Here is a 14,946-nt window from a genome sequence, read left to right on the forward strand (position 1 = left end):
CGGGCGGCGCTGCGGGTGCTGCTGGGGAAGAGGAGGGGGCGGTGCGCAAAGCCATTGCCGCATTGTCGGGCCTGAATATCGTGCTGTGCCGCGCCAGCCTCTGGCTGGCCGGACTTGGGTTGACCGCGATGACCATCATCGTCTTCGCGCAGGTCTACATGCGCTATGTGATGAACGACAGCCTTCTGTGGGTCGAGCCGGTGGCCATCCTGCTGATGAGCTGGTTCATCTTTCTGGGCGCGGCCGTCGGGGTGCACGAAAGCTTTCACATGGGTTTTGAGGTGCTGATGTACTTCCTGCCCCCGCGGTTCGGCCTCTGGCTGCAGATCCTGTCGGATGCGGCGGTGCTTTTGTTCTCGGTCTGCATGGTGATCTACGGCTGGCAGCTGATGGCACGCACTTGGGGTTCCAGCGTGCCGATCATCGGTCTGCCCGGCGGGTTCACTTATATGCCGCTGTTCGCGGGGGGTGTGCTGATGTCCCTGTTCGCGCTGGAGCATCTGGTGAAGCGGATCGCCGGCGGGGCAGGGCGGGACGGTCAGCCCGATGCAGACGACATTCTGATGACCGAGGTCTGACATGGAATATCTGGTCCTGTTCGGGATTTTCACCCTGCTGATGCTGATCGGAACGCCGATCGCCTTCTGCCTTGGCATTTCAAGCCTGGCGACGGTGGTCTATCTGGGGCTTCCGCCGCTGGTCGTGTTCCAGCGGCTGGCGGCTGGCATCAATGTCTTCACGCTGATGGCCATTCCCTTTTTCATCTTCGCCGGTGACCTGATGGTCCGGGGTGGCATCGCGGCCCGCATCGTCAGCTTTGCCGGATCGCTGATCGGCCATGTGCGCGGTGGGCTGGGGCAGGTGAACATTGCCGCCTCCACGCTTTTCGGCGGCATCTCGGGGTCCGCCGTGGCCGAGGCGGCAGCCGTCGGTGGCATCATGATCCCGCAGATGAAGGAACGCGGCTATGGTGCCGATTATGCGGTGAATGTCACCTCCATGGCCGCGCTGATCGCGCTGCTTCTGCCGCCCAGTCACAACATGATCATCTATTCGATCTCGGGCGGCGGAAAGATCTCTATCGCCGATCTGTTCACGGCGGGCATCATTCCGGGGCTTCTTCTGGCGCTGGCGCTGTCGGTCACGGCCTATATCGTCGCCCGCCGCCGCGGCTATCCGACCGAACCGTTTCCGGGGTTTGCCCGCGTGGGGCATTTCTTCCTGATGTCGTTGCCGGGCCTTCTGCTGATCGCGATCATCTTCGGCGGCGTGCGCTCGGGTATCTTTACCGCGACAGAAAGCAGCTGCATCGCCGTGCTTTACGCGCTTCTGGTCACGCTGGTCGTCTATCGCAGCATGAGCTGGCGCGACTTCATCCATGCCACGCAACAGGCGGTGCGCACGACGGCGATGGTCCTTCTGATCATCGGTATGGCGGGGGCGTTCGGCTGGCTGATGGCCTATCTGCATGTGGCCCAGATCTCGCTGAACTGGATGCAGACGATTTCGGACAACCCGTTCGTCATCCTTTTGATGATCAACATCGTGCTTCTGGTTCTGGGCACGTTCATGGACATGTCGCCGCTGATCATCATCACCACGCCGATCTTCCTTCCGGTCGTGGCGGCCTTTGGCGTCGATCCGGTGCATTTCGGCGTCATCATGATCCTGAACCTCGGGATCGGGCTCAACACGCCGCCGCTTGGGCCGGTGCAGTTCGTGGCTGCCGCCGTGGGGGGCATCACCATATGGGAGGCGATGCGCTCCATCTGGCCGTTCTATGCGGCCGGACTGATCGTGCTGCTTCTGGTGACCTACATTCCTGCGCTGTCGCTGTGGCTGCCGTCTGTCTTCAGATGAGCCGTTGACATGGAAGACGCGCGTCTGCCCTTTCGCCGCATTGCCGATCTGGACGGCGATCTTCTGGAAAGCCCGGTCTGGGATGACAGGCGGCAGGTGATCTTTCTGTGCGACATTCCGGCGGGGCGGATCCATTCCGTTTCTCTGGATGGAGAGTGTCACAGCTGGGCGCTGGAGGTTCCGTTCGTCGCCTCGCTGGGGCTCTGCGAAAGCGGTCAGCTGGTTGTCGGCCTGCAGCGCAGCGTGGCCCTGTTCGACCCTGCGACGGGCGATCTTCGGACGCTGTGGGACGGGTTCGACGAGGCCCCGACCTCGCGTCTGAACGACGGGAAGGTCGGACCCGACGGGGCATTCTGGGTCGGCAGCATGGACGGGCGGAAAGACAGCGCACCGGTTTCGCGTTTGTATCGCGTCACCTCTGACGGCAGGGGTGAGGCGATGAGCGACGGGTTTCGCAGCTCGAACGGGCTGGCCTGGTCGGCCGACGGGCGAACGTTGTTCCACTCCGATTCCATGGGGCCGTGGATCGACGCATATGATTTCGATCCCGAAACCGGCGCATTGTCGAACCGGCGGCGCATCCGCGATCTGGATCAGGCGACCGGGCGGCCGGATGGCGCGGCAACCGATCTCGCCGGCCATTACTGGAGTGCGGGGGCCTTTGCCGGCATCCTGAACCGGTTCACCGCCACCGGGGATCTGACCGGCCGCTTTCCGCTGCCCTGCACTGCCCCGACCATGCCGTGTTTCTGCGGCGACGGCCTTCGGCAGCTGGCCGTCACCAGCCGCCGCGATCCCTCCTATCCGGACCTGCCGGGGGGAGGGGTGTTTCTGGCCGAGGCGCCTGCGCCGGGCGTTCCTGTCACGCGGATGGCGGGATGCTGACCCGGCTTTCCCTTGCCGCGCAGGGCTATGCGCTGGTGGTGGCGCCGGGGCAGGGTGCGACGATCCTGTCGGCCAGCTGGCGGCATCCCTCGGGGCGCGACGTTCCGCTGCTGCATCCCCTGTCCGATCCGGCCGCCGGATGGGCCGGGGGGATCTTTGTCATGGCCCCTTTTGCCAACCGCATTGCCGGGGGCGCTTTCGACTTCGGCAGCAGGCGCCACAAGCTGCCGCTGAACCGTCCTGAAGAGGGGATGGCGATCCATGGCATGGCCCGGGACCTGCAATGGCGGATTGCTGAACAGCGGCCTGCGCAGGTCCGGTTGGTGCTGGAGGAGGTCTCGGCCGGGCCATGGCACTTCGATATGGTGCAGGATCTGGGGCTGTCGGACGAAGGCATAAGGATCGGGCTGACCATCACCAACCGAGGGCAAGAGAGTTTGCCCTTCGGTCTGGGCCTGCATCCGTGGTTTCCCCGGCCCGATGGCACGCGGCTGACCTTCAGCGCCGCAGGCGCGCACAGACGGGATGAGCGCGGCCTGCCGCTGCCCGAGGTTGTCCCGGTTCCCGGCTTGTCACAGGGCGATGGCCGCCCGTTGCAGGATCTGCCGCCGCTGGATGCCTGTTTCAGCGGCTGGACCCCGCGGACGGCCCGGATCCTGTGGTCCGATGCGGAAACCGCGCTGACCCTGCGGGCCGAAGGGGCCTTGCGCCACCTGCATATCTATCTGCCTGCCGAACGCCCGGTGTTCTGCGCCGAGCCGGTCAGCCATCTGCCCGATGCGGTGAACCGCCCCGACCTGGGGCCAGAGGCCGCCATGACCCCGCTTGCCCCCGGCGAACGCCTGTCGGGCGCGATCACCCTGACCGCCCACGAGGTGACGGCATGACCCGCAAGACCTATGACCAGCTCCGTTCCGCCCGCTGGATGGTGCCGGATGATCAGCGGTCTTTCGGCCACCGCTCCCGTACGATGCAGATGGGCTATGACCCAGAGGATTGGCAGGGCCGGCCGATCATCGCCATCCTGAACACATGGTCCGATGCCCAGCCCTGCCACATGCATTTCAAGGACCGGGTGGAATGGGTCAAGCGGGGGGTCCTGCAATCCGGCGGCTTTCCGATGGAGCTGCCCGCGCTGTCGCTGTCGGAGAACTTCGTCAAGCCGACAACGATGCTCTACCGCAACATGCTGGCGATGGAGACGGAGGAGCTTTTGCGCTCTCATCCCGTTGACGGCGCCGTGCTGATGGGCGGCTGCGACAAGACCACGCCCGGGCTGGTGATGGGGGCGGTCAGCATGGGGCTTCCCTTCATCTACCTGCCCGCCGGGCCGATGCTGCGCGGCAATTACGCGGGAAAGCATCTGGGTTCGGGCACCGACGGGTTCAAATACTGGGACGAACGCCGCGCCGGCACCATCAGCCAGCAGGAATGGCAGGGGATCGAGGGCGGGATTGCCCGGAGCTATGGCCATTGCATGACCATGGGCACCGCCAGCACCATGACCGCCATCGCCGAGGCCATGGGCCTGACCCTGCCCGGCGCATCCTCGATCCCTGCGGCCGATGCGGGGCATCAGCGCATGTCCACCCAATGCGGCCGCCGCATCGTGGACATGGTGTGGGAGGATCTGACGCCAGACCGCATCCTGACTCCGGCCGCGGTCCAGAATGCGGTGACGGTGGCCATGGCCACTGGCTGTTCGACCAATGCCATCATCCATCTGATTGCCATGGCGCGCCGGGCCGGCGTCCCGCTGACGCTGGAGGATCTGGACCGCATCGGCCGCAGAACGCCGGTCATCGCCAATATCCGACCGTCGGGCACCACCTATCTGATGGAGGATTTCTACTATGCCGGGGGCCTGCGCGCGCTGATGAAGCAGTTGGGCGACAAGCTGGACCCCACCGCCATCACCGTGACCGGCAAGCCGCTGGTTGAAGGGTTGGAGACGGTGAAGGTCTGGAATGAGGATGTCATCCGCCCGCTGTCGAACCCGGTCTATCATGAGGGCAGCCTTGCGGTGCTGAAGGGCAATCTCTGTCCCGATGGGGCGGTCATCAAGCCTGCCGCCTGTGACCCGAAATTCCATCGCCACACCGGGCCCGCGCTGGTGGCCGACAGCTATGCCGAGCTGAAGGCGATCATTGACGACCCCAACTATCCCCTTACGCCCGACACCGTGCTGGTCCTGCGCAATGCCGGGCCGCAGGGTGGGCCGGGGATGCCGGAATGGGGCATGATTCCTATGCCCAAGGCGCTTTTGAAACTGGGCCTGCGCGATATGGTGCGGATTTCCGATGCGCGGATGTCGGGCACCAGTTTCGGGGCCTGCGTGCTGCATGTCGCGCCAGAAAGCCATATCGGCGGCCCGCTGGCGCTGTTGCGGACCGGCGATATGGTGGCGCTGGATATTCCGGCGCGCAGCCTGAACATGCTGGTCCCGCCGGAAGAGATCGCGGCCCGCCGCGCGGAATGGGTCCGGCCGGAACCCCGCTATGAACGCGGCTACGGCTTCATGTTCACCAAACATATCGAACAGGCCGACAAGGGCTGTGATTTCGATTTCCTGAAAACCGACTTTGGCCGCCCGGTGGACGAGCCTGTCATCAACTGAGGGATTGCCGATGGGCGATTACATCCTGTCCGATGAAACCCGCGCCCGGCTGAAGCGGGTGTCGACCGCATCCGTCGCCACCGCGCTTTACAAACGCGGGTTGCGCAACCAGTTCGTGCAGGGCGTGGTGCCGGTTGCGCCGAAGGATGAGGTGATGGTCGGCCAGGCTTTCACCCTGCGCTATATTCCCGCGCGCGAGGATCGGAATCCGATCACCGTCTTTCGCAATGCCGATCATCCGCAGCGCACCGCGATTGAGGCCTGCCCCCCCGGCTGGATTCTGGTGATGGACGCCCGTAAGGATGCCCGCGCGGCCAGTGCGGGGTCGATCCTGATCACCCGGCTGGCGGTGCGTGGCGCGGCGGGTGTTGTGTCGGACGGTGGCTTCCGCGATGCCGATGGGATCGGAAAGCTGGACATGCCCGCCTATTTCCAGCGTCCCTCGGCCCCCACGAACCTGACCCTGCACGAGGCGCTGGATCACAACGTGCCAATATCTTGCGGCGATGCGCCGGTCTTTCCCGGCGATGTCATGCTGGGCGACAAGGACGGGGTGATGGTCATCCCCGCCCATCTGGCCGATGAGATCGCCGAGGAATGCACCGCAATGGAATCCTACGAAGATTTCGTGCTGGAGCAGGTGCAGGCGGGCGCGGGGATCATCGGGCTTTACCCTGCGACCCGGCCGGAAAATCTGGCCCGCTATGACGAGTGGCGCAAGAAGACCGGACGCTGAGCGTGGAGAGCGCCTACCTCTCGGTCCGGCGGGCGTCGCGCAGGAACTGCCGATACCGCGATTGGGCGTTCTTCAGGTGCTGCCGCATCGCGGTTCGCGCCGCCTCTTCGTCGTCATTCTGGATCGCCACCAGAATGTCTTCGTGCTCGCGGTCCAGAACGGCGGAATATTCCGGCGAGGCAGCCTCGTTGCTGATCGCGCGGCGCGGAATGATCGCGGGGCCGATCAGGCGCAGGAATTCGGGAAAGCGCGGGTTGTTCGAGGCATCGGCGATGGCCAGATGGAACCGGAAATCGGCCTCGGCCGTGGGTTGTCCGGCGCGCGACAGCGCACGCAGCGCATCGAAGGCCTCGATGATCTTTTCCTCCTGCGCGGGGGAACGGCGCTGTGCGGCCAGACCCGCCGCATCGCCCTCCACCGCGGTCCGCAGCTCCAGCATTTCGATCAGAGACGAGACGCGCGCCATGTCGAGGTTGCGGAACGCGATCCCGTCGCCGGCCGAAGGTTCCAGCACGAACACACCCGCGCCCTGCCGGGGTTCCAGCAACCGTTCGGATTGCAGCGCGGCCACCGCCTCGCGCACGACGGTGCGGCTGACGCCGAATTCCTGTGTCAGCCGCGATTCCGAAGGCAGCCGGTCGCCGGGTTTGTAGGTGCCTTTGGCAATCTGTCCCCTGATTGCCTCTCGCACCTGGGTCACTCTTGTCTGACCCTGAGGCGGGGGCGAAGCATCTGTCGGCGGCATGGGTCCTCCGGGGCCGGTCCTTGGGTGGGGGCCGCATCGCTGCGGCCCGCCCTGTTGCTCCGGTTGTCAGCCGGGGATTTCGGGTAACAATTCAGCCGGAACGTTCTGGAATGCAACCGGGCGCAGGAAGCGGCGGATCGACAGGGTTCCCACGCTGGTTGCGCCGAAGTTGGTAGAGGCCGGATAGGGCCCGCCGTGGACCTGTGCATCCACCACCTCGACCCCGGTGGGGAAGCCGTTGACCAGCACGCGGCCGGCCTTGCGCTCCAGCACCGGCATCAGGGCGCGGGCGGCTTCGGTATCGGCCTTGTCCATATGGATCGTGGCGGTCAGCTGTCCCTCGAACCCCTTGGCAAGTTTGACCATTTCTTCGGCCGAACCAACGCGCACCACCAGACCCAGCGGGCCGAACACCTCTTCCGACAGGGCGTGATCGGCCAGGAACTGGTCGCCGGTCGTTTCATAAAGATTGGGGCTCGCCGTCCGCTCGCCCGATGCCGTCTCATAGAGCGGTTTGACGGTGTTGCGCGTCTGGAACCGCGCCTGGCCGTCACGATATGCCTTGGCAATGCCCGGCGTCAGCATCGGCTGGGGTCCGACCTTGGCCAGCGCCTCGGTCATTGCCTTGGTGAAGCGGTCGGCATCGGCGCCGTCCACCACCACGGCAATACCGGGGTTGGTGCAGAACTGGCCCGCGCCCATGGTCAGCGATCCGGCCCATCCGGCGCCCAAGGCTCCGGCCCGCGCCTTTGCGGCTTCGGGCAGGATGAACATCGGGTTGACGCTGCCCAGCTCGCCAAAGAACGGGATCGGCTCAGGGCGCGCGGCACAGAGGTCAAAGAGCGCGCGGCCCCCGGCCAGCGATCCGGTAAAGCCCACGGCCTTGATCCGCGGATGTTGCACCAGGGCGGTGCCCACATCGCGGCGGCCGCCCTGGATCAGGCTGAAGACGCCCGGATGCACGCCGCATTTCCCGATGGCTGCATGTACGGCCTCGGCAATGATCTCACCCGTGCCGGGATGGGCGGAATGGCCCTTCACGACCACCGGGCAGCCGGCGGCGAGGGCGGCGGCGGTGTCGCCCCCGGCGGTGGAAAACGCCAGCGGAAAGTTCGAGGCGCCAAAGACCGCGACAGGGCCGATCGGGCGCTGGATCATCCGGATTTCAGGCCGCGGGGCGGGCTGGCGGTCGGGCAGGGCCGCATCGAAGCGCTGGTCGAGGTAATCCCCGGCGCGGATATGCGACGCGAAAAGCCGCAGCTGGCCGGTGGTGCGGCCACGTTCGCCCTGCAGGCGCGCTGTGGGCAGCCCGGTCTCGGCCGTGCCGATTTCCGTGATGGCTTCGGCCCGGGCCTCGATCTCGTCTGCGATGGTGTCAAGAAATCTCGCCCGCTCCTCGCGCGAGGAATAGCCGTAGGACCAGAAGGCCTCTTCCGCCGCCTCGCAGGCGCGGTTCACCAGATCGACGGTGCCGACCGAGAAGGAATGCAGGGGGCCGGACACGGGTTCATTGGCAAAGCGCGCCTCGGTCGCGACCCAGTCGCCGGCGATCAGATGCTGGCCGTGGGGGGTGAAGGTCATGTCTCGTCCTTGGTGAAGATGGGATATTCGGTGAAGATGCCGCCCTGATAGACGGCAACGGCGGCATCCGGCGCAGGGCGCGGCTGGCTGGCGTCGATCTTGGCGCGGAAGGTTTCGGCATTGTCCTGCGGTGTCCAACCCAGCCATCCCAGATGGCTGTTGTCCCACCAGCCCTGCGTATTGGCCGAGGCCCCCCAGATCACCGGACAGCCCAGCTTTGGCACGGTGAAGACCGCCCGGATCAGCGTGGCAAGGTCATCATGCGACAACCAGCTTCCCAGCATCCGGTGGTTGGTCGGCTCGGCCGTGGCAGAACCGATGCGGACCAGCGCGGTTTCCTGTCCGAACTTGTCGAAATACATCCGGGCCAGCGCCTCGCCAAAGGCCTTTGACACACCGTAAAGCCCGTCGGGCCGAAGCGTGCAGTCCGGGCCAAGCCGGTCGGTCTGCTTCCAGAAGCCCACGGTATGGTTCGAACTGGCGAACAGGATCCGCGGCTGACCATGGCGGCGGGCGGCCTCATACAGATTGTAAAGCCCCAGAATATTCGCCTGCAGGATCGGATCGAAGGGTGCCTCGACCGAGATGCCCCCAAGATGGAGGATGCCGTCGCAGCCCTTGACCATGGCATCCACGGCTGCCGCATCGGCCAGATCGCAGGTTACGGGCTCTTCATGCGGGGCGGGAGCGTCCACCGGCACGAGATCGGCCAGCCGGATCCGGCGGGCCAGCGGGGCCAGCCTTTGGCGCAAGGCCCGGCCAAGGCTGCCCGCGGCGCCGGTGATCAGAAGGCGGTCAAGCACGGGTTCGGTCACGACACGGATTCCCTGATATAGCCGTCAAGCAGGTCGCGCGGAATCAGTGCGCCGGGATGCTGCACCACCAGCGCGGCCAGCCGTTGCCCCGCCCGGACGGCGGTTGCGGGATCGGCCCCATCCAGACGCGCGGCCAGATAGCCCGCGTTGAAGCTGTCACCGGCCCCGGTGGTATCTACCGGGACCACGGGGTCCGGTGCGGGCAGGGTGTGCAATGCCCCGGCGGACCACAGTGCCAGCGGGCCGCTGCCGTTCTTGACGATGACTTCGCCCGTGCCTGCCCCGGCATAGCGGGCGGCTGTGGCGGCAGGATCGGCATCGCCGAAGGCGGCCGCTTCGTCGTCGAAGCTGGGCAGCACGATTTCCGACAGCGCGGCGGCCCGGCTGATCGTGTCGCGCATCACCTGAGGGTCTTCCCAAAGCCGGGGGCGGATGTTCGGGTCAAACATCACCCTGCGTCCGCTGAGCGCGGCAAGCATCCGGTCGCGTCCGCCGGGCGACAGGATCGCCAGCGTGATGCCCGACAGGTAAATGACATCCGTGCTGTCGAAGATCTCGGCCAGCCAGCCCGCATCCTCGGCCATCAGGCGGGCGGCAGACTGGCCGCGCCAATAGGAGAAGCTGCGTTCGCCTTCATGCAGGGCGATCATGTAAAGGCCGATCGTCCGATCCGGGTCGCGGGTGATGGCGCGGATGTCGATGCCGGCGGCTGCGATGGCCTGCACCGCGGTGTCCGAGATCGTGTCGCGGCCAAGCCGGGTCAGATAGCCCACCTGCCAGCCGGGCCGCAGCGCGGCCAGATAGGCGGCGGTGTTGAACGTGTCGCCGGCAATGCCCTGCCGCCACAGCCCGGGGCCGGCCCCGGACAGTTCCACCATCACCTCGCCCGCCGAAAGGATGCGCATCATTCCCCGTATCTCCGGCCGGTTTGCCGGGCGCGCAGGATGGCCCGGGCTGGCCCCCGGCGCAATCCGCTTGACTCAGGAAACATATCATATGACAAGTGTCAAGACATATGACTTCTTTTGATCGAGGGTTTCATGCTGACCGTCACTACCCGCCATGCCGTGCATCCAGAGCAGGCGAAAACCATGGATACCGCGACCCTGCGCCGGCACTTTCTGGCGGATGAGATGTTCGTCGCGGGCGAGATCCGGCTGATCTATACCCATTATGACCGTTTCGTCATGGGCGGCGCGGTGCCGGGCAACGGCAGCCTTGTGCTGGACCGGGTCGAAGAGACGAAGACCGCCTCTTTCCTTGACCGGCGCGAGATGGGGGTCGTGAATATCGGCGAGACCGGCACCGTCTCGGCCGGGGGTGAAAGCTGGGAGCTGGCGCGGGGCGACGTGCTTTATCTGGGCATGGGGGCGGGCGCCGTTACGTTTGCCGGGGCGGGACGGTTCTACATCACCTCTTGCCCGGCGCACCGCAGCCTGCCGCATCGCCTGATCCGGCTGGCGGACAGCAAAGAGGTGCGCCTTGGCGCCACCGAAACCTCGAACAAGCGGGTCATCAACCAGTTCATCCACCCCTTGGTGATGGAAAGCTGCCAGCTGGTTCTGGGCTATACGATGCTGGAGGACGGTTCGGTCTGGAACACCATTCCAAGCCATATCCATGACCGCCGGATGGAGGCTTATCTCTATTTCGGGATGGATGAGAAAAGCCGCGTCCTGCATCTGATGGGAGAGCCGCAGGAGACCCGGCACCTGTTCATCGCCAATGAACAGGGCGCGATTTCACCGCCGTGGTCGGTGCATTCGGGGGCTGGAATCGGGTCCTATACCTTCATCTGGGCCATGGCGGGCGACAATGTCGACTATACCGACATGGACTTCATCCAGCCGGGTGACCTGCGATGAATCCCTTTTCTCTTCAGGGACATAAGGCGCTTGTCACCGGGGCGAACACCGGGCTTGGGCAGGCGATTGCGGTGGGTCTGGCGCGGGCGGGGGGCGAAGTGGTCTGTGCCGCGCGCCGCGATTGCGACGAGACGCTGGCGCTGATCGCGGCCGCGGGGGGCAAGGGGTCGGCACTGGCGCTGGATTTCGCCGACCCGATGGCGGCGCGGGATGTGTTCATGGGCGCGGGCTTCAGCATCCTTGTGAACAATGCCGGCATCATCCGCCGGGCCGATTCCGTCGACTTCACCGAGGCCGACTGGGATGATGTGATCGACGTGAACCTGAAGGCGCTGTTCTTCACCTGTCAGGCCTTTGCGAAGGATTGCCTTGCCTCAGGGCGCGCGGGCAAAATCGTGAACATCGCTTCGCTCCTGTCGTTTCAGGGTGGCATCCGGGTGCCCAGCTATACCGCATCAAAGCATGGTGTGGCGGGGCTGACCAAGCTGATGGCCAATGAATGGGCCGCCAGGGGCATCAATGTGAATGCCATAGCGCCAGGGTATATCGAGACGAACAACACCGAGGCCCTCCGGAACGATCCCGACCGGTCAAAAGCCATTCTGGACCGTATCCCCGCGGGCAGATGGGGGCGCCCCGAAGACATTGCCGGCACGGCTGTTTACCTGTGCTCGGCCGCGGCGGCCTATGTGCATGGCGCGGTGCTGAATGTCGATGGCGGATGGATGGCGCGGTAGTCATCATATAAGCTGTATGATGAATCATTGACAGAGTGATGGCGGCGTGGTTTCGTGCCGCCATATCTTCACAAGAGGAATCGCCCCATGACCCCGAACGAGATCAAGGCAAAGCTCGGCTCCGGCCTGCTGTCCTTCCCCGTCACTGCCTTCGATGCCGAGGGACGCTTTGCCGAGGAGCCGTATCGGGAGCATGTCGAATGGCTGGCGGGCTACAAGGCGCCGGTCCTGTTCGCGGCGGGCGGCACGGGCGAGTTCTTCTCGCTGGCGCCCAAAGAGATTCCGGCCATCGTCAAGGCCGCGAAAGACGTTTCGGGCGACACGGCCATCGTGTCGGGTTGCGGCTATGGCACCGAAATGGCCATCGAGATCGCGCAATCGGTGCAGAAGATCGGCGCGGATGGCATCCTTCTTCTGCCGCACTACCTGATTGATGCGCCGCAAGAGGGGCTGTTCCATCATGTGCGCCGGATCTGCCAGTCGGTGGATTTCGGGGTGATGGTCTACAACCGCGACAATGCGGTGCTGCAGGCCGATACGCTGGCGCGGTTGTGCGACGAATGCCCGAACCTGATCGGCTTCAAGGATGGCACCGGCGACATCGGTCTGGTGCGCCAGATCACCGCCAAGATGGGCGACCGGCTGATGTATCTGGGTGGCATGCCCACGGCGGAACTGTTCGCCGAGGCCTATCTGGGTGCGGGCTTCACCACCTATTCGAGCGCGGTCTTCAACTTTGTGCCGGCGCTGGCGAATGAGTTCTACGCCTCGTTGCGCGGCGGCGACCGGGCGAATTGCGAACGCATCCTGAATGAGTTCTTCTATCCGTTCATGGAAATCCGCAGCCGGGCCAAGGGCTATGCGGTTTCGGCGGTAAAGGCCGGGGTCCGGCTGCGGGGCTTCAACGCCGGGCCGGTGCGCGCGCCGCTGAAAGACTTGACGGCCAAGGAAGAAGCGGACTTGGCTGCGTTGATCGCCCCCTGGAAGCGCTGAGGCAGCAATGAAGATCACCGCCGTCCGCACGCATCTGCTGGAACACCGGCTGGATGTGCCGTTTGAAAGCGCCTCGATGCGCTTTGACCGGCGCAGCCATGTGCTGGTCGAGGTCGAATGCGATGACGGCACCACGGGCTGGGGCGAATGCCTTGGCCCGGCGCGGGCCAATGCGGCGGTGGTGGCCAGCTATGCGCCATGGCTGATCGGGCAGGACCCGCTGGCGACCGAAAGGCTGTGGGCGGTTCTGTATAATGCGCTGCGCGATCAGGGGCAGCGCGGGCTTGCCGTGACGGCGCTGTCCGGCATCGACATCGCCTTGTGGGACATCAAGGGCAAGGTGCTGGGCCAGCCCGTCTCGGTCCTGCTGGGCGGGCGCTGGCGCGAGAAGGTCCGCGCCTATGCCACCGGCAGTTTCAAGCGGGACGGCGTGGACCGGGTGCAGGACAATGCCGATGAGATGGCACAGCGCCGGGCCGAGGGTTTTCATGCCTGCAAGATCAAGATTGGCTTTGGTGTCGAGGAAGACCTGCGGGTGATCCGCGCCGTGCGCGAGGCCATCGGCCCCGACATGCGGCTGATGATCGACGCGAACCACGGCTATACCCTGGCCGAGGCGATCCGCGTGGGCCGCGCCGCCGCCGATCTGGACATCGACTGGTTTGAAGAGCCGGTCGTGCCCGAGCAGATTTCGGCCTATGCCGCCGTTCGGGCGGGCCAGCCGATCCCCGTGGCGGGAGGAGAGACCTGGCATTCCCGCTGGGGCATGTGGCCCGCCATCGAGGCGCGGGCGGTCGACATCCTGCAACCCGATCTTTGTGGCTGCGGCGGCTTCTCCGAGGCGCAGAAGATCGCGACCTTGGCCAGTCTGCACGGCGTGCGCGTGGTGCCGCATGTCTGGGGCACCGGCGTGCAGATCGCCGCGGCGTTGCAGTTCATGGCGGCAATGGTGCCCGATCCGGTGCGCGTGAACCCGGTTGAGCCGATCATGGAATTCGACCGCACCCACAACCCCTTCCGTCAGGCCATCCTGCGCCGACCGATCGAGGCGGAGGCGGGTGTCGTGGCCATTCCCGACGGCCCCGGCCTGGGGATTGAGGTCGACCGCGATGCCCTGCGCGAATACCGGATGAAAGACGCATGATCACCCGCAAACTGACCGGAGCGCCGCCTGTGCCGGCCTTTCCGCGCGGGGCGACCGACACGCAGATGCATCTTTACCTGCCGGGGTTTCCGGCGCTTCCGGGCGGGCCCGGCCTGCCGGAAGATCCGCTTCCCGATGCTGGGGCCTATGCCCAGGTGATGCACTGGCTGGGGCTGGACCGGGTGATCGTGACGCAGGGTAATGCGCATCAGCACGACAACACCAATCTTCTGGCCAGTCTGGAGGCCTTGGGCGATTGCGCCTGGGGCGTGGCGGTGGTGACGAAGGATACAACAAAGGCCCAGCTTGCCGCGCTGGCCGACCGCCGGATCGTCGGCGCGCGGATCATGGATCTGCCCGGCGGTGCAGTGGATCTGACCCAGTTGGAGGTGGTGGATGCCATCGCCCATGACATGGGCTGGATGATCGCCGTGCAATTCGACGGCTCGCACATTCTGGATCATCTGCCGCGGCTGCAATGGCTGCGGTCCCGCTGGGTCTTTGATCACCATGGCAAGTTCTTTGGCGGCGTGGCGGCGGATGGGCCTGAAACAGATGCGGTGCTGCGGCTGATCGACCGGGGCAATTGCTGGTTCAAATTTGCCGGGGCCTATGAAAGCAGCGCGCAGCCTTGGCCCTATGCAGATGTTGCGGGGCCATCGCGCCGGATCGCCGCCCACGCGCCGGACCGCATCGTCTGGGGCACCAACTGGCCCCACAATGGGGCGCGGACCACGGCGGATTATCCGGACGACGCGGCGCTTGCGGCGCTGTCGTTGGGCTGGCTGCCCGAGGGCACGCGTGAGGCGGTTCTGGTGCGCAACCCGGTCGATTTGTACCGGCTGCCGCCTCTGCCGTCGGTGTGATCTGCAATGCAGGGCGATGATCCGCGTCAGGACAGGGGCTGCATCACCGCCGGCAATCTTGTCCCCGCGCTGGTTGCTCATGCGGCGCGGCGGGGGTTCCCG

At 65.5% G+C, this 14,946-nt stretch carries 15 protein-coding genes; 11 read left to right on the forward strand and 4 right to left on the reverse strand.

Translation table 11 applies throughout. The features are described from left to right. Window positions 1-41 precede the first annotated feature (41 nt). Genes ACO2Q5_RS16355 through ACO2Q5_RS16380 form a run of 6 tightly spaced genes read left to right on the forward strand, consistent with a single transcriptional unit; the run spans window position 42 to window position 6,098 of the window. On the forward strand, window positions 42-578 hold the full coding sequence (locus ACO2Q5_RS16355) for a TRAP transporter small permease (RefSeq protein ID WP_423292983.1): 537 nt from the start codon (window positions 42-44) through the stop codon (window positions 576-578). 1 nt (window position 579) lies between these two features. Beyond that, a complete protein-coding gene (locus ACO2Q5_RS16360; protein WP_423292985.1) occupies window positions 580-1,860 on the forward strand; it encodes a TRAP transporter large permease in 1,281 nt (426 codons plus the stop codon). A 9-nt stretch (window positions 1,861-1,869) separates the two neighbouring features. Then, window positions 1,870-2,745 (forward strand): SMP-30/gluconolactonase/LRE family protein, encoded by an 876-nt coding sequence (locus tag ACO2Q5_RS16365; protein WP_423292987.1) that lies wholly within the window; start codon window positions 1,870-1,872, stop codon window positions 2,743-2,745. Beyond that, the gene (locus tag ACO2Q5_RS16370; RefSeq protein WP_423292989.1) at window positions 2,739-3,632 is read left to right on the forward strand and encodes an aldose 1-epimerase; all 894 of its coding nucleotides are present in this window, start codon (window positions 2,739-2,741) and stop codon (window positions 3,630-3,632) included. Before ACO2Q5_RS16365 ends, ACO2Q5_RS16370 begins: the two co-directional genes overlap by 7 nt. Continuing rightward, a complete protein-coding gene (araD, locus tag ACO2Q5_RS16375) occupies window positions 3,629-5,362 on the forward strand; it encodes an L-arabinonate dehydratase (protein ID WP_423292991.1) in 1,734 nt (577 codons plus the stop codon). The genes ACO2Q5_RS16370 and araD overlap by 4 nt, the downstream gene beginning before the upstream one ends. Window positions 5,363-5,372: 10 nt before the next feature. Beyond that, window positions 5,373-6,098 (forward strand): ribonuclease activity regulator RraA, encoded by a 726-nt coding sequence (locus tag ACO2Q5_RS16380; RefSeq protein WP_423292993.1) that lies wholly within the window; start codon window positions 5,373-5,375, stop codon window positions 6,096-6,098. Window positions 6,099-6,111: 13 nt separating this feature from the next. Here ACO2Q5_RS16380 and ACO2Q5_RS16385 read toward each other — a convergent pair whose 3' ends face one another. The 4 genes from ACO2Q5_RS16385 to ACO2Q5_RS16400 all read right to left on the reverse strand — a co-directional run bounded on the left by ACO2Q5_RS16385 (window position 6,112) and on the right by ACO2Q5_RS16400 (window position 10,147). Beyond that, window positions 6,112-6,798: a FadR/GntR family transcriptional regulator gene (locus tag ACO2Q5_RS16385; protein WP_423292995.1), complete on the reverse strand. Its 687-nt coding sequence runs from the start codon at window positions 6,796-6,798 to the stop codon at window positions 6,112-6,114. Window positions 6,799-6,909: 111 nt separating this feature from the next. Next, a complete protein-coding gene (locus ACO2Q5_RS16390) occupies window positions 6,910-8,424 on the reverse strand; it encodes an aldehyde dehydrogenase (NADP(+)) (RefSeq protein WP_423292997.1) in 1,515 nt (504 codons plus the stop codon). After that, window positions 8,421-9,239 carry an NAD-dependent epimerase/dehydratase family protein gene (locus tag ACO2Q5_RS16395; protein ID WP_423292999.1) on the reverse strand — a complete coding sequence of 273 codons (819 nt, stop codon included), beginning with the start codon at window positions 9,237-9,239 and terminating at the stop codon, window positions 8,421-8,423. The genes ACO2Q5_RS16390 and ACO2Q5_RS16395 overlap by 4 nt, the downstream gene beginning before the upstream one ends. Then, window positions 9,236-10,147, reverse strand: coding sequence for a sugar kinase (locus ACO2Q5_RS16400; protein WP_423293001.1), 912 nt, complete (start codon window positions 10,145-10,147; stop codon window positions 9,236-9,238). The genes ACO2Q5_RS16395 and ACO2Q5_RS16400 overlap by 4 nt, the downstream gene beginning before the upstream one ends. Before the next feature lie 132 nt (window positions 10,148-10,279). Here ACO2Q5_RS16400 and kduI point away from each other — a divergent pair, with 132 nt between their 5' ends. The 5 genes from kduI (at window position 10,280) to ACO2Q5_RS16425 (ending at window position 14,844) form a co-directional block, all read left to right on the forward strand. Next, a complete protein-coding gene (gene kduI / locus ACO2Q5_RS16405) occupies window positions 10,280-11,104 on the forward strand; it encodes a 5-dehydro-4-deoxy-D-glucuronate isomerase (RefSeq protein WP_423293003.1) in 825 nt (274 codons plus the stop codon). Beyond that, window positions 11,101-11,841 carry a 2-dehydro-3-deoxy-D-gluconate 5-dehydrogenase KduD gene (gene kduD / locus ACO2Q5_RS16410; RefSeq protein WP_423293005.1) on the forward strand — a complete coding sequence of 247 codons (741 nt, stop codon included), beginning with the start codon at window positions 11,101-11,103 and terminating at the stop codon, window positions 11,839-11,841. Before kduI ends, kduD begins: the two co-directional genes overlap by 4 nt. Before the next feature lie 87 nt (window positions 11,842-11,928). Next, entirely contained in the window at window positions 11,929-12,834 is a 906-nt protein-coding gene (gene kdgD, locus ACO2Q5_RS16415) for a 5-dehydro-4-deoxyglucarate dehydratase (protein ID WP_423293007.1), read from the forward strand. Window positions 12,835-12,841: 7 nt separating this feature from the next. Further along, window positions 12,842-13,978, forward strand: coding sequence for a mandelate racemase/muconate lactonizing enzyme family protein (locus ACO2Q5_RS16420; RefSeq protein WP_423293009.1), 1,137 nt, complete (start codon window positions 12,842-12,844; stop codon window positions 13,976-13,978). Further along, complete coding sequence (locus ACO2Q5_RS16425; RefSeq protein ID WP_423293011.1) at window positions 13,975-14,844, forward strand: amidohydrolase family protein; 870 nt, start codon at window positions 13,975-13,977, stop codon at window positions 14,842-14,844. Before ACO2Q5_RS16420 ends, ACO2Q5_RS16425 begins: the two co-directional genes overlap by 4 nt. Window positions 14,845-14,946: the final 102 nt, after the last annotated feature.

The sequence above is a fragment of the Neotabrizicola sp. VNH66 genome, assembly GCF_049445895.1.
Lineage (GTDB): Bacteria > Pseudomonadota > Alphaproteobacteria > Rhodobacterales > Rhodobacteraceae > Pseudogemmobacter.

What these genes read in the sequence shown, in the direction of transcription:
- ACO2Q5_RS16425 (WP_423293011.1), top strand. Translation starts at nt 13,975, where the DNA reads ATGATCACCCGCAAACTGACCGGAGCGCCGCCTGTGCCGGCCTTTCCG.
- ACO2Q5_RS16420 (WP_423293009.1), top strand. Translation starts at nt 12,842, where the DNA reads ATGAAGATCACCGCCGTCCGCACGCATCTGCTGGAACACCGGCTGGAT.
- araD (WP_423292991.1), top strand. Translation starts at nt 3,629, where the DNA reads ATGACCCGCAAGACCTATGACCAGCTCCGTTCCGCCCGCTGGATGGTG.
- ACO2Q5_RS16365 (WP_423292987.1), top strand. Translation starts at nt 1,870, where the DNA reads ATGGAAGACGCGCGTCTGCCCTTTCGCCGCATTGCCGATCTGGACGGC.
- kdgD (WP_423293007.1), top strand. Translation starts at nt 11,929, where the DNA reads ATGACCCCGAACGAGATCAAGGCAAAGCTCGGCTCCGGCCTGCTGTCC.
- ACO2Q5_RS16360 (WP_423292985.1), top strand. Translation starts at nt 580, where the DNA reads ATGGAATATCTGGTCCTGTTCGGGATTTTCACCCTGCTGATGCTGATC.
- kduI (WP_423293003.1), top strand. Translation starts at nt 10,280, where the DNA reads ATGCTGACCGTCACTACCCGCCATGCCGTGCATCCAGAGCAGGCGAAA.
- ACO2Q5_RS16370 (WP_423292989.1), top strand. Translation starts at nt 2,739, where the DNA reads ATGCTGACCCGGCTTTCCCTTGCCGCGCAGGGCTATGCGCTGGTGGTG.
- kduD (WP_423293005.1), top strand. Translation starts at nt 11,101, where the DNA reads ATGAATCCCTTTTCTCTTCAGGGACATAAGGCGCTTGTCACCGGGGCG.
- ACO2Q5_RS16390 (WP_423292997.1), bottom strand. Translation starts at nt 8,424, where the DNA reads ATGACCTTCACCCCCCACGGCCAGCATCTGATCGCCGGCGACTGGGTC.
- ACO2Q5_RS16400 (WP_423293001.1), bottom strand. Translation starts at nt 10,147, where the DNA reads ATGATGCGCATCCTTTCGGCGGGCGAGGTGATGGTGGAACTGTCCGGG.
- ACO2Q5_RS16380 (WP_423292993.1), top strand. Translation starts at nt 5,373, where the DNA reads ATGGGCGATTACATCCTGTCCGATGAAACCCGCGCCCGGCTGAAGCGG.